The following is a 12,448-nucleotide window of genomic DNA, read 5'->3' as shown; positions in this document are numbered from 1 at the left end:
CGGTCAGCCGATGCCGAGGACGCTGCCGAGGCCCACGGTGAGGCCGCGCGCCGACACCACGTTCGCCAGCGCCGCACGGATGCCCGCGACGTAGGCGACGTCGTCGTTGGTGTCGTGCCGGATCGTCAGCGTCTCGCCGGGGCCGCTCAGCAGGACGTCCTGCACGGCCTTCACCCCGGGGAGCCGGAGCGAGTGGATGGGCACGCTGGCGACCTGCTGGCCGCGGGCGCGCTGGTCGACGTGCGGGGCGTCCACGGGACCGACCTCGCGCCGGGCGTCGGCCATCAGCTCGGCGGTGCGCACCGCGGTGCCCGAAGGCGAGTCGACCTTGCCGGCGTGGTGGGTCTCGACGATCTCGGCGGCGGGGAACCACGGTGCCGCGATCGTCGCCAGGTGCGTGCCGAGCACGGAGCCGATCGAGAAGTTCGGGACCACGAGCACCCCCTGGTCCGGGCGTTCCCGCAGCCCGGTTCGGAGCTTCGCGAGCCGGTCGAGCGACCAGCCGGAGGTGCCGACGAGCACGTTCGCGCCGCTCGACAGCGCGTTCTCCACGATCGCCGGGCTGAGCGACGGCACCGTCACGTCGACCACCAGGGCCGCGCCGCCGAAGACCGACGGCGGCGCCTCGTGCGCGCCGTCCTTCGACGAAAGGCGGGCGACGAGCTCGAACTCCGGGAGTTCCTCGACGACGGACGCCACGAGGCCCCCGAGACGACCGGTGGCGCCGACGACGGCGACGGGAGTGACCATGCGGTCCATCCTAGGATCGACGCATGTCAGTCGAGGTCAGGACCGTGCCGGCCGATCTGCCCGAGGTCGACGTGCTGCTCGACGCGTACCTGGACGAGCGCGAGGCGACGTTCCCGAGCGCGCAGGGCACGTACTCGCGGAAGCGCACCCCCGCGTCCGAGTTCACGCCGCCGAACGGGGTGTTCGCGGTGGCGTACGACGACGGCGTCGCGGTCGGCTGCGGCGGCATCCGTCGGATCGCGGACGGGGTCGACGCGACCGGTGCCGTCGACGTCCGGTTCGAGGTCAAGCACGTCTTCGTGGCGCCGGCCGGGCGCGGCACGGGCGTGGCGACGGCCGTGATGGACCTGCTCGAGCGGGCCGGGGCGGACCTCGGTGCGACGAGCATCGTCCTCGACACGAACGACTCGCTCGTGGCGGCCGGCGCGATGTACCGCGGCCGCGGGTACCAGCGGGTCGAGCCGTTCAACGACAACCCGAACGCGACCGCCTGGTACCGCAAGCCGATCGTCTGAGCCGCCACGGGCCTCCCGGCCGCGCCGCCGCGGACCGGACGGGCAGCCGCTAGACGGGCTGGTCGACGGGCAGACCCGTGCGCAGTTCCACCGGCAGGTGGGCCAGGTCGTTCAGCGTGACGACCTCGGCGGGCTTCGCCGAACGGATCCGGATGATCGTGAGCGCGGTGTGGGCGACGTTCGTGCCCATCCAGCGCCACTCGGGGGCCTGGAACGCCTCGCGCACGAACCAGCCGATCACGGCGTTGTGGGTGATCAGCAGGTCGTGCCGGTCCTCGCGCGCCGGGGTGAACCACTCCGACACGGCGTCGCCCATCTGGGCCTGCCCGGCGACGATCTCCTCTTCGGTGATGCCGCCGTACCAGCCCTGGTAGGCGTGCGGCATGTCCGGGGTCGGGCCCGAGGGGATGCAGTCGAACAGCAGGGTCGAGGGCTCGGGCTGGATCGACGGCAGGCGCTGCGACAGGAACGCGGCGGTCTCGCTCGGGGCCTCGAGCGGCGAGTGGTACACGCCGTCGAAGGGCACACCGCCGAGACGGTCCGCGATCAGGGTCGCCTGGCGCTTGCCGCGTTCGGAGAGCTTGCCGTCCCGCAGGCCGTGTTCGGCGTCCTGGTGTTCGCCGTGCCGGACGAGGTACAGGTAGTGCGACATGTCCGTGCTCAGCTGCCGATCCCGATGGCCGCGGCGAGTTCGTCCTGCTGCACGGCACCGACGACCGAGGTGATCGTCGGCCGGGTGAGCAGGTCGCGCGCGAGTTCGAGCACGCCGTCGGTCGTGACGCCGTCGACACGCTCGAGCGCCGTCGACAGGTCGGTGTACTCGCCGGTGCCGAGCTCGGAGCGGCCGAGGCGGGTCATGCGGGCGTCGGAGTCCTCGAGCGAGAGCGTCAGCGCGCCCTCGATCTGGCCCTTGGCACGTCGGAGCTCGTCGTCGGTGATGCCGTGGTCGACCATCCGGCGGAACTCGGCGTCCACGATGTCGATGACACCGGCGACGTTGTCCGGCGCGCAGCCGGCGTAGACACCGAAGGCACCGTTGTCCAGGTACGCGGGGGCGAACGACGACACCGCGTAGGCCAGACCGCGGCGCTCGCGGACCTCTTGGAACAGGCGCGAGCTCATGCCCCCACCGAGCACGGCGTTCAGGACGCTGAGCGAGGGACGGCGGTCGTCGCGCAGGTCGAGGCCCTGCGAGCCGCGGAGCATGCTGACCTGCTCGGTCGGGCGGTGCACCACGGTCAGCTTCGCCTCGACCGGGTCGGCCACGGTCTCAGGGGTGCGGCGCGGCAGCGGCTCGGCGTCCGGGGCGTCGTGGAAGACGCCGGCGACGAGTTCGCAGAACCGGTCGTGGTCGACGGCACCGGCGGCGGTGACGACGATGCCGTTCGGCGCGTAGTGCTCGCGGTAGTGGGCCAGCACCTCGTCGCGCTGGACCGCACGGATGCTGTCCGGGGTCCCGCCGATCGGACGACCGAGGGGGTGTCCGCCGAAGGCCGCGGCGAAGAACGCCTCGCCCGCGACGTCGGCCGGGTCGTCGGCGGCCATCGCGAGTTCTTCGAGGATGACCCCGCGCTCGACGGCGAAGGCGTCCGGTTCGAGCACCGAGCCGGTGACCATGTCACCGATGACGTTCACGGCCATCGGGACGTCGGTGTCCCGGACCCGTGCGTAGTAGCAGGTGTACTCCTTGGCGGTCGCAGCGTTGTGCTCACCGCCGACCGAGTCGAACGCGATGGCGATGTCGAGCGCCGACCGGGTCTCGGTGCCCTTGAAGAGCAGGTGTTCGAGGAAGTGCGTCGACCCGAACTGCCCGTCGCGCTCATCACGCGAACCGACGCCGACCCAGAACCCGATGCTCGTCGACGCGGCACCCGGCACCGCCTCGGTCAGCACACGGACGCCCGAGGGCAGCACGGTGCGACGGACGAAGGCCCCGCCGGACGTCAGGAACGACGTGTCCGGGGCCCCGAGCGGCAGTGGCACTGGCTGGTTCATCGCAGACGAGCCTAGTGATCCGTCGATGCCTCCCGCCCAGTTTCCCGGTCTCGGTCGCATGCCACTCGAAGTGGGGTACAGAAAATGTGGACAGACCGACTCGTCTGTCTGTCCTCCTTGTGCTACAGTTGGCCACGCCGGATCGAAAGCCCCCCTAAGTTCCGATCCGGCGGCTCGGGACATCAGTCCTGCGCGACCACCGAGTCCCCCCACTCCGGTCGCGGAGCCGATGAGTCCGAGGAGTACACGCTGTGACGGTCGATTCCCCCCAACCGGCCGTCCAGCGTCTCCCCGGCCCGAGCACGAACCTCGCGTCGCCGGACGGGTCGAGCGTCCCCCCGACTCCCCGCTCCGGCGGCGCGAAGGTCCGTGTCCTCGAGACCGCCACGCGACTCTTCTACGAAGAGGGCATCCACAGCGTCGGCGTCGACCGTCTCATCTCCGAGGCGAGCGTCACGAAGGCGACGTTCTACAAGCACTACGGGTCGAAGGACAACCTGATCCTGGCCTACATCCGCACCCAGCACGAGCGCGTGCAGGAGCGGATGGAGCAGCTCATCACCGACGCCGGCTCCCCCGAGCGGGCCGTTCGCGCGTGGGTCGCCGCCCTGGCCGACGACGTCAACGACCCGGCGTTCCGCGGCTGTGCGTTCCTGCACGCCGCCGCCGAGTACCACGACCCTCGCGATCCGGTCCGCCAGGTCGTCGCCGTGCACCGCGACTGGTACACCGAACGGCTGGCGACCCTGCTGCAGGAGGCCGGACACCCCCTGCCCGGCGACGGCGCCGACGAGCTCATGCTCGCGCGCGACGGTGCGATGGCCGGCGCGTACGCCGGTGACGCGATCGCCGCCACCGCCGCGCTCAACCGCGTGGTCGACCGGGTGCTCGCGGGCTGACGCTCGGCTCGCCGCCAGCGCTGTCGCCGTCGGCTGTCGCTTTCGCGAAAGCGACAGATAGCCCCGAACAGTTCGCGGCATCCTGTCGCCTTCGCGGCACGGACGCACCCGCGCGACGCACATGTGTCGCTTCCGTGGGGCGGTCGAGGCGACCGCGGCCGGACGGGAGGCCCGTGACGGGCCCGCACCGCGCCTCCAGGCCGTCCTGTGCGAACTCCCACAGCCCCGCGTGCGCACCGAGCGCAGCCCGAGCCGGCGGGTGTTGGCTGGGGGCATGGCCAACGACCCCAATTGGAACCTGCCCGACGTCCCGTCCTTCACCCTGACGAGCCCCGACTTCACCGACGGAGGCGAGCTGCCCACCTCGGCACGCGGCTCCGACGTCGGCGGTGAGGACCGCTCCCCCGCACTCGAGTGGTCGGACGCACCCGAGGGCACGAAGAGCTTCGTCCTGACCGTCTACGACCCCGATGCCCCGACCGGCTCCGGCTTCTGGCACTGGAGCCTGACCGACATCCCGGGCTCGGCGACCTCGCTCCCCGCAGGCGCCGGCACCGACGACGCCCTGCTGCCCGCCGAGGCACTCCGCCGCCGCAACGAGTTCGGCACGGACACGTTCCTCGGGGCTGCTCCGCCCGCGGGCCACGGTGTGCACCGCTACTTCTTCACGCTGAGCGCCCTCGACGTCCCCGTGCTCGAGGTCCCCGCCGACGCGACCCCTGCGGTCGTGGGCTTCATGCTCCGCGGGCACCTGCTCGGGCGCGCGCAGCTCATGGGCACGCAGGAGACCCCCGCGGCCTGACCGGCACGTGGCACGGCGCGGCGATCCTTCGCGCACAGCGACAGTTCACGCGGCGCCGTGCCCGTGAGGTGTCGCTGACCGCGAAAGCACGCGCGGCCAACGCACGCGTGGCACCTGCCCCGCAACGGCGAACGGCCGCCGCCCCGGAAGGGACGGCGGCCGTTCGTGCGTCAGGACGCGGGGAGGATCAGCCCTCGGCCGGGTCCTCGGCGTGGGCGCGGACCGTCTCGGCCGAGGTGGAGTCACCCTCGGTCTCGTCGGCCACGACCGGCGCGAGCGACAGCTTGCCGCGGTCGTCCACCTTGGTGACCTCGACCAGGACCTTCTGGCCGACGCCGAGCACGTCTTCGACGTTCTCCACACGCTTGCCACCGGCGAGCTTGCGCACCTCGGAGACGTGGAGCAGACCGTCACGGCCCGGGAGCAGCGACACGAAGGCGCCGAAGGTGGCGATCTTCACGACGGTGCCGAGGAACTGGTCCCCGATCTCCGGGTTGGTCGGGTTCGCGATCGCGTTGACCTGGGCACGAGCGGCCTCGGCCGACGGACCGTCGACGGCGCCGATGTAGACGGTGCCGTTGTCCTCGATCGAGATGTCGGCACCCGTGGTGTCCTGGATGCCGTTGATCGTCTTGCCCTTCGGGCCGATCAGCTCGCCGATCTTGTCGACGGGGATCTGCACCGAGATGACGCGAGGAGCGGTGTCCGCCATCTCGTCGGGGGCGTCGATGGCCTCGTTCAGCACACCGAGGATGGCCGAGCGGGCCTCCTTGGCCTGCTTGAGCGCCGCGTCGAGCACCGTCGACGGGATGCCGTCGAGCTTGGTGTCGAGCTGGATCGCGGTGACGAACTCCGAGGTACCGGCGACCTTGAAGTCCATGTCGCCGAGGGCGTCTTCCGCACCGAGGATGTCGGTCAGGGCCGCGTAGCGGGTCTGGCCGTCGACGGTGTCGGACACGAGGCCCATCGCGATGCCGGCGACCGGGGCCTTGAGGGGCACACCGGCGTTGAGCAGCGACAGGGTCGAGGCGCAGACAGAACCCATCGAGGTCGAGCCGTTGGAGCTGAGCGCCTCGGAGACCTGACGGATGGCGTAGGGGAACTCGTCACGCGACGGCAGCACCGGCACGAGGGCGCGCTCGGCGAGGAAGCCGTGCCCGATCTCGCGACGCTTCGGCGAACCCACGCGGCCGGTCTCACCGGTCGAGTAGGGCGGGAAGTTGTAGTGGTGCAGGTAGCGCTTCTTCGTGACGGGCGACAGCGAGTCGATCTGCTGCTCCATCTTGAGCATGTTCAGCGTGGTGACGCCGAGGATCTGCGTCTCGCCACGCTGGAAGATCGCCGAACCGTGGACGCGCGGGATCACGGCGACCTCGGCGTCGAGCGGACGGATGTCGGCGAGGCCGCGGCCGTCCATGCGGATCTGCTCGGTCAGGATGCGGCCGCGGACGACCTTCTTCGTGACCGACTTGTACGCGGCGCCGACCTGCGAGTTGGCAACCTCGGGCAGCGAGCCCGCGGTGACCTGCTCGGCGATGGCAGCCTTGACGCGCGACTTGAGCGCGTCGTCGGCGTCCTGACGCTCGGTCTTGGCGGCGATCTTGTAGACGTCACCGAGCTCGGAGAGCGCGAGGGCCTCGACGGCCGAGTAGACCTCGGGCGCGTACGGCGGGAAGACCGGGAAGTCCTGGATCTCCTTGGCCGACTGCGCGGCGAGCTTGGCCTGCGCGTCGACGAGGGACTTGAGGAACGGCTTCGCCGCCTCGAGACCCTGCGCGACGATGGCCTCGTCGGGCTTGGTGGCGCCGCCCTGGATGAGGTCCCAGGCGTGCTCGGTGGCTTCCGCCTCGACCATCATGATCGCGACGTCCTCGTTGCCGGCCTCGTCCGTGACGACACGACCGGCGACGGTCAGGTCGAACACGGCGTCGGCGAGCTGCGAGGCCTTCGGGAACGCGACCCACTGGTCGCCGATGAGCGCGAGGCGCACACCGGCGATCGGGCCGGAGAACGGCAGACCGGAGATCTGCGTCGACGCGGACGCGGCGTTGATCGCCAGCGCGTCGTAGAACTCGTCCGGAGCGATGCTCAGGACGGTGATGACGATCTGCACCTCGTTGCGGAGGCCGTCGACGAACGACGGACGCAGCGGCCGGTCGATGAGACGGCAGACGAGGATGGCCTCGGTCGACGGACGGCCTTCACGACGGAAGAACGAACCGGGGATCTTGCCGGCGGCGTAGGAACGCTCCTCGACGTCGACGGTCAGCGGGAAGAAGTCGAAGCCCTCACGCGGGTGCTTGCCGGCGCTGGTGGCCGAGAGGAGCATCGTTTCCTCGTCCAGGTACGCGGCGACCGCGCCCTGGGCCTGCTGTGCGAGCCGACCGGTCTCGAACCGGACGGTGCGCTTGCCGTACTTGCCGTTGTCGATGACGGCTTCGGCGAACTTGATCTCGGGACCCTCCAAAAGGGCGCCTCCTTGATGTGTTTCCGGCAGGCCGTGGCGACGGCACTCGATGGTGCGTGCGCGCCGATCGTTCCGGACGCATGTCTGGCCAGCAGTAGAAGCACTCGGGAAACCGTTCCGGCCCGCGAGCCACCACCGATGACCAGCTCCGTGCCCGGCCTGCGCAGTGTTGTGTGTGACGTCCGGGGAATGAGTCCTCGGACACGATGGACTTTACCAGTCCTCAGGCTGTCGGCGGCGCGGCTCGCTGGACTCCTGGTGAACATCGGTAGCCTGCCGACATGCGCCTCACCCCCTCGCGGGGCGTGCTCGTCGCGGCCGCCGTGGTCGTCGGCGCGCTCGTCGCCCCGGCCCTGACCGCTGCCCCCGCGAACGCCACCGAGTACCCCACCTGGCAGGACGTCCAGCGCGCCAAGGGCAACGAGACCGCCAAGCGCGCCGAGGTGCAGAAGGTGCAGGCGGCGCTGCAGTCGGCGCAGGACGAAGCCGCCGCGAAGTCGCAGGCCGCCCTGGTGGCCTCGTCGAAGGCGGACGCGGCCGAGTCGGAGTTGGCGTCGGCCACCCAGGCCGCCACGAGCCTCCAGGCCCAGGCGCAGCACGCGAGCGAGACGGCGGACCGGGCCCAGCAGCGGGCCGGCCAACTGGCCGCGAACCTGTACCGCGACGGCAGCACGAACCAGATGACCACCCGCATCGCGACCGCGAAGAACCCGGACCAGCTGCTTTACCAGCTCGGCGCCCTCGACCAGCTGTCGGAGACCTGGGCCGGCGTCATGGACGACGCGTCCGTCGCGGCCGGCACGGCGTCGTCGCTGCACGAGCAGGCCGAGCGGGCCGAGACGGAACGCGCGACGCGCGCCCAGGCGGCCGAGGAGCGCTCGGCCGCAGCGAAGTCGGCGGAACAGGCGGCGGACGCCGCCGTCGAGTCGACGGAGCAGCACAGCGACGAGCTGTACGCGCAGCTCGCGTCGCTCAAGGACAGCACCGCGAAGCAGGAGGCCGGGTACGAACTCGGCCAGCGGGTCGCCGCGCAGAAGGCGGAGCAGCAGCGCAAGCGGGCCGCAGCGGCTGCGGCCGAGGCGGCGGCGAACGCGGCCGCGGCGAACGCCGGCAGCAGCGCTTCCAGCGGCGGCGCGACCAGCGGCGGCACCGGCTCGTCCTACCCGAGCACCGGAGGCGTCGCCGTGGACCCCGCGGCCGCGCAGGCCTACGCACGGAGCGCGCTCGGGTCGTACGGGTGGGGCTCCGACCAGTTCTCGTGCCTGGTGTCGCTCTGGACGCAGGAGTCCGGGTGGCGGGCGAACGCCCTGAACGCCTCGAGCGGCGCCTACGGCATCCCGCAGTCGCTGCCGGCCGAGAAGATGGCGGTCGCCGGAGCCGACTGGCGCACCAACGCGAACACGCAGATCGACTGGGGGCTCGCGTACATCAAGAGCGCCTACGGCTCACCCTGCGGGGCGTGGGGCCACGAGATGAGCGTCAACCCGCACTGGTACTGAGCGCTGGGCCGGCCGGGCGCCGGTCGCCGGCTGCTCACCGCTCCACCAGTCGGAGCGCCTGCAGGGGGCACATCGCGACGGCGTCGGCCGCAGCGGCCCGCTCGTGCGGACGGACCGGGACGTCGCGGGTGCCGGCACCGGGGGTGCCGGCCCGGGCGATCGGGTAGCCCCACTCGTCGCGCTCGAGCCGCTCGGCGAACAGTTCCGTGCACAACCCCCGGCCCCGGCAGCGCGTCCAGTCGACGTGCAGCGAGACGTCGCCCGCACCCGCGCCGACGCCCCCGCTCACCGCGCACCCCCGCGTCGCAGCAGGCACCGGCCACCGAGGTGCGCCTGCACGTCGTCGTGGAACACGTCGAGCGCGCTCCGCACCATCCGCGCCACCCCGTCCGGGTGGTGACACGCCCCACGACCGTCCACCAGCGCGGCGACCCGACGCACCTCTCCCGCCAGGTCCCCCGCTGCTCGCCCCGAGGCCAGGTCCCCGACGACGTCGGCGATCCGCGGCAGTCCGTTCACGCAGGGTCCGCACCGTCCGGCCGACGCTCCGGCGAGCGCCGCCGCCAGCCGTGCCGTCACCGCGATCGGGCAGGTCCGGTCATCGAGCACGGCGAGCACCCCGGCCCCGGGCGCGGCACCCCACCGAGCCAGTCCCTCGGGGTCGAACGACGTGTCGAGGGCCGCGGCCGGCAGCCACGTCCCGCCCCATCCGCCGACCAGTACGGCGCGTGTGTGCGCCGGATCGGTCACGGGCAGCCGGGAGGCCCGCAGCAGTTCCCCGAGCGGCGCACCCCCGGCGGTCTCCAGCACCACCGCGGTGGTCGGGTCCGTCACGTCGCTCACCGTGACGAGCCGGGTGCCGGGGGCACTCGGGCTGCCGACGCCCCGGGCCCACGCCGCCCCGAAGCGCACGACGAGTGCTGCCTGGGCGAGGGTCTCGACGTTCGACACCAGGGTCGGTCGCCCGCTCGGGCCCCGTTCGGCGAGCCGCACCACGCGGTCCTCGGGCACACCCCGGCCACCGGCGACGGCCGAGGCGAGGGCGCTCGCCTCCCCGGAGACGAAGGAGGCGTGGGGCAGGACCCGCAGGCTGATCGGCACGGGGTCGCCGCCGCGGTCGGTGCCGCGGTCGCCGCCGCGGTCGGTGCGTTCCGCCAGTGCCCGGCGGACCGGACCGGCGAGTTGGTCGCTCGTGGCGAGCACTGCCTCGGACGCACCGACCGCGGCGGCCGCGACGACGATGCCGTCGAGCACCAGGTGCGGTGCGCGCTCGAGCAGGACGGCGTCCTTGCGGCTGGCGGGTTCCCCCTCGGCGGCGTTCGCGACCACGAGGGGCGCACTCCGACCCCGACGGCGGCCGCGGACGGTCACGGCGGCGAGCTTCCGGGCGAGCGGGAACCCGGCTCCGCCGCGGCCGTCGACGCCGGCGCGGCCGAGTTCGTCGACCAGCCACGGGCCGAGCTGCGGCAGCGGGCCGAAGGTGTCCTCGTGGTCGGTGCGGGCCGGACCGGGTGCGGCCAGGAGCCGTCGGGTGCCGGTGGGTGGGACGACGGTGCGGGGGTGGGTCAGGGTCATCGGACGACCTCCAGCTTCGCGGAACGGAACTCGGTGACACGGGCGGTGCAGCGCCAGACGACGGCGCCGACGACGGCCGCGGTGCAGACGCCGGCGAGCACGAGGAACCACGCGGAGGTGCCGTCGGTCCCGGTGCCGACCGCGTGGGCCAGGGCGATCGGCCACATGGCGTAGGCCGCCCAGTGCACCGCGCGGAAGGCCCGCGGCCCGATCACACGGCGGAGCAGTGCGGTGACGACGAGCACGACGAGCAGGTCGACGGCCAGGGTGCCGAGCCCCAGCCAGAACCACCGGTCGGCGCCGACGAACGGCACGACCGTGTCGAGGAGGCGCAGCTCGGCCTCGGTGTCGAGCAGCAGCGAACCCACGTGCACCGCGACGAACACGGTGGCGGCGAGGGCGACGTCCCGGTGCACGAGCTGTACGGCGAACCGGGGCAGCCCGGGCAGCGGTCGTCCGCCCCTGGTGACGATGCCGAGGAGCACCGTGAGGGTGAGGAGCAGGACAGCGGTGACCCCGAAGCCCCGGCCGATCACCCAGAGCGCGGTGTCCATCAGGCGACCGCCGATCGGTCGTCGTCGGCGCGCTGGCCGTCGGCGCCTCGGTCGTCGGGCCAGCCGCCGAGCCGCACGACCGTGCCGTCGGCGGCGACGAGGCGGGCGGCGCGACCGCTCTGCCGGAGCCACTCGGCGGCGGTGCGACCGCGCACCACGGCGGCCGTCGTCATCGTGTTGGCCGTGGTGCACGACGGGGCGACGACGGTCACCGTGCGCCAGACCGGCTCGGCGGGCAGACCCCAGCGGGGGTCGAGGATGTGGTGCCGGGCGGTGCCGTCCTGCTCCCAGCGGCGTTTCTGCGTGCTCGAGGTCGCCACGGACCAGCCCGAGGCGATCCGGACGTGGTCGACCGGGTCACCCTCGAGGTCCTCCACCCGCACCTGCCAGCCGCCGGACGGATCCGGGCCGGCGGTCGCGACGTCACCGCCGAGGGACACCAGCGCCCCGATGCCGAGCCGTGCGGTGATGCTCGCCGCGGCCATGTCGGCGGCAGCGGCCTTCGCCGTGGCACCGAGGTCGAGGGTGACGCCCTCGGGGATGCGCAGGAACGTGCCCGACAGCAGGATGCGCTGCCACGCCGGACGGTCGTCGAGTGCACGCGACAGGGCCTCGGGCGACGGGACCGGCCGGGCGTCGGCGAAGGCGGTGTCGTACCCGAGGGACACCATCCGGCGCCCGAGGGTGGGGTCGACGTCACCGTCGGAGAGCCGGGCTGCGTCGAGGGCCTGGTGCACCAGTGCGGCGAGGAGCGGCGACACCTCGGCGCCACGCACCAGGTCGTCGGCGCGTGCGGTGAGTTCGGAGTCGTCGCGGAAGCGGCTGCACGCGGCGTCGACGGCGGAGGTGACCTGCCGGACGCAGGACTCCGCGTCCGCGAGGTGCCGACGGTCCCGGTGGTCGAGGACGACCCGGGCGGTCGTGGTCCAGAGGTCCCACTCGGTGGCGGCGCGCACGGTCACGACCCCGTCGTCGTGGTGTCGGAGGTCCCGCCGGTGGTGCCCTGCGAGACGCCGGTGTCCGAGTTGCTGGTGCCGGAGTCGGTCGTGGCGGAGTCGGTCGGCTGGGTCGACGAGTCGGTGCTCGTGTCGGCACTGCTACTGGACTCGCTGCTGCTGGAGTCGCTGTTGCTGGAGCTGCTCGTGCTCGTGTCACTGCTCGTGCTCGTGCTCGCCTGCTCGTGCCCGAGCCAGAGCCCCGCACCGGTGACCATCGCCACCACGAGCCCGCCCACGCTGACGAGCGCACTCGTGATCCGTGCGGATCGCCTGCCGCTGCCTCTGGTGTCCATCGGTGCTCCTCGTCGTCATGACGAGGTTCCCGAGGGCACCGATGAGCCAGCCGCGCACCCGCCGCGCACCGACCGTACGAACCCTGTGGTCCGTCTAAGAG

13 protein-coding genes are annotated in these 12,448 nt (G+C 72.5%); 4 read left to right on the top strand and 9 right to left on the bottom strand.

Annotation, left to right across the window (positions count from 1 at the left end):
- Positions 1-3: 3 nt before the first annotated feature.
- Positions 4-750 (bottom strand): 4-hydroxy-tetrahydrodipicolinate reductase, encoded by a 747-nt coding sequence (locus DEJ11_RS05695; protein ID WP_258375298.1) that lies wholly within the window; start codon positions 748-750, stop codon positions 4-6.
- 23 nt (positions 751-773) lie between these two features.
- Between DEJ11_RS05695 and DEJ11_RS05690 the strand changes: the two genes are divergently transcribed.
- Positions 774-1,265 carry a GNAT family N-acetyltransferase gene (locus DEJ11_RS05690; protein WP_111102928.1) on the top strand — a complete coding sequence of 164 codons (492 nt, stop codon included), beginning with the start codon at positions 774-776 and terminating at the stop codon, positions 1,263-1,265.
- A 49-nt stretch (positions 1,266-1,314) separates the two neighbouring features.
- Here the strand turns inward: DEJ11_RS05690 and DEJ11_RS05685 are convergent, their stop codons facing one another.
- Both DEJ11_RS05685 and DEJ11_RS05680 read right to left on the bottom strand, forming a co-directional pair.
- A complete protein-coding gene (locus DEJ11_RS05685; RefSeq protein ID WP_027464756.1) occupies positions 1,315-1,917 on the bottom strand; it encodes a histidine phosphatase family protein in 603 nt (200 codons plus the stop codon).
- Between the two features lie 8 nt (positions 1,918-1,925).
- On the bottom strand, positions 1,926-3,260 hold the full coding sequence (locus tag DEJ11_RS05680) for a M16 family metallopeptidase (RefSeq protein ID WP_071405593.1): 1,335 nt from the start codon (positions 3,258-3,260) through the stop codon (positions 1,926-1,928).
- A 251-nt stretch (positions 3,261-3,511) separates the two neighbouring features.
- Here DEJ11_RS05680 and DEJ11_RS05675 point away from each other — a divergent pair, with 251 nt between their 5' ends.
- Positions 3,512-4,159: a TetR/AcrR family transcriptional regulator gene (locus tag DEJ11_RS05675; RefSeq protein WP_071405592.1), complete on the top strand. Its 648-nt coding sequence runs from the start codon at positions 3,512-3,514 to the stop codon at positions 4,157-4,159.
- A 274-nt stretch (positions 4,160-4,433) separates the two neighbouring features.
- Positions 4,434-4,961 (top strand): YbhB/YbcL family Raf kinase inhibitor-like protein, encoded by a 528-nt coding sequence (locus DEJ11_RS05670; RefSeq protein WP_111033188.1) that lies wholly within the window; start codon positions 4,434-4,436, stop codon positions 4,959-4,961.
- 187 nt (positions 4,962-5,148) lie between these two features.
- On the opposite strand, the gene DEJ11_RS05665 is transcribed toward DEJ11_RS05670, so the two are convergent.
- Entirely contained in the window at positions 5,149-7,428 is a 2,280-nt protein-coding gene (locus DEJ11_RS05665; protein WP_110864729.1) for a polyribonucleotide nucleotidyltransferase, read from the bottom strand.
- A 281-nt stretch (positions 7,429-7,709) separates the two neighbouring features.
- Here DEJ11_RS05665 and DEJ11_RS05660 point away from each other — a divergent pair, with 281 nt between their 5' ends.
- Positions 7,710-8,927 (top strand): coiled-coil domain-containing protein, encoded by a 1,218-nt coding sequence (locus DEJ11_RS05660; protein WP_111046605.1) that lies wholly within the window; start codon positions 7,710-7,712, stop codon positions 8,925-8,927.
- Between the two features lie 34 nt (positions 8,928-8,961).
- Here the strand turns inward: DEJ11_RS05660 and DEJ11_RS05655 are convergent, their stop codons facing one another.
- Genes DEJ11_RS05655 through DEJ11_RS05635 form a run of 5 tightly spaced genes read right to left on the bottom strand, consistent with a single transcriptional unit; the run spans position 8,962 to position 12,347 of the window.
- Positions 8,962-9,216: a ferredoxin gene (locus DEJ11_RS05655; protein WP_258375296.1), complete on the bottom strand. Its 255-nt coding sequence runs from the start codon at positions 9,214-9,216 to the stop codon at positions 8,962-8,964.
- A complete protein-coding gene (locus DEJ11_RS05650; RefSeq protein WP_111102926.1) occupies positions 9,213-10,502 on the bottom strand; it encodes an NADH-ubiquinone oxidoreductase-F iron-sulfur binding region domain-containing protein in 1,290 nt (429 codons plus the stop codon). Before DEJ11_RS05650 ends, DEJ11_RS05655 begins: the two co-directional genes overlap by 4 nt.
- Entirely contained in the window at positions 10,499-11,056 is a 558-nt protein-coding gene (locus DEJ11_RS05645) for a ferric reductase-like transmembrane domain-containing protein (protein ID WP_111102925.1), read from the bottom strand. The genes DEJ11_RS05650 and DEJ11_RS05645 overlap by 4 nt, the downstream gene beginning before the upstream one ends.
- Positions 11,056-12,018, bottom strand: coding sequence for an FAD:protein FMN transferase (locus DEJ11_RS05640; RefSeq protein ID WP_111102924.1), 963 nt, complete (start codon positions 12,016-12,018; stop codon positions 11,056-11,058). The genes DEJ11_RS05645 and DEJ11_RS05640 overlap by 1 nt, the downstream gene beginning before the upstream one ends.
- Positions 12,015-12,347, bottom strand: coding sequence for a hypothetical protein (locus tag DEJ11_RS05635; RefSeq protein WP_146250023.1), 333 nt, complete (start codon positions 12,345-12,347; stop codon positions 12,015-12,017). The genes DEJ11_RS05640 and DEJ11_RS05635 overlap by 4 nt, the downstream gene beginning before the upstream one ends.
- Positions 12,348-12,448: the final 101 nt, after the last annotated feature.

The sequence above is a fragment of the Curtobacterium sp. MCLR17_058 genome, from assembly GCF_003234705.2.
In the GTDB taxonomy this organism is placed as follows: Bacteria; Actinomycetota; Actinomycetes; order Actinomycetales; family Microbacteriaceae; genus Curtobacterium; species Curtobacterium flaccumfaciens.
The sequence above is the reverse complement of the archived record's forward strand: the minus strand, read 5'-3'. Positions and strand labels throughout refer to the sequence as shown.

Bases quoted from the DNA above. Each gene is read 5' to 3' on its own strand.
- DEJ11_RS05650 (WP_111102926.1), bottom strand. From the start codon at position 10,502: ATGACCCTGACCCACCCCCGCACCGTCGTCCCACCCACCGGCACCCGA.
- DEJ11_RS05660 (WP_111046605.1), top strand. From the start codon at position 7,710: ATGCGCCTCACCCCCTCGCGGGGCGTGCTCGTCGCGGCCGCCGTGGTC.
- DEJ11_RS05680 (WP_071405593.1), bottom strand. From the start codon at position 3,260: ATGAACCAGCCAGTGCCACTGCCGCTCGGGGCCCCGGACACGTCGTTC.
- DEJ11_RS05645 (WP_111102925.1), bottom strand. From the start codon at position 11,056: ATGGACACCGCGCTCTGGGTGATCGGCCGGGGCTTCGGGGTCACCGCT.
- DEJ11_RS05690 (WP_111102928.1), top strand. From the start codon at position 774: ATGTCAGTCGAGGTCAGGACCGTGCCGGCCGATCTGCCCGAGGTCGAC.
- DEJ11_RS05695 (WP_258375298.1), bottom strand. From the start codon at position 750: ATGGTCACTCCCGTCGCCGTCGTCGGCGCCACCGGTCGTCTCGGGGGC.
- DEJ11_RS05670 (WP_111033188.1), top strand. From the start codon at position 4,434: ATGGCCAACGACCCCAATTGGAACCTGCCCGACGTCCCGTCCTTCACC.
- DEJ11_RS05635 (WP_146250023.1), bottom strand. From the start codon at position 12,347: ATGGACACCAGAGGCAGCGGCAGGCGATCCGCACGGATCACGAGTGCG.
- DEJ11_RS05685 (WP_027464756.1), bottom strand. From the start codon at position 1,917: ATGTCGCACTACCTGTACCTCGTCCGGCACGGCGAACACCAGGACGCC.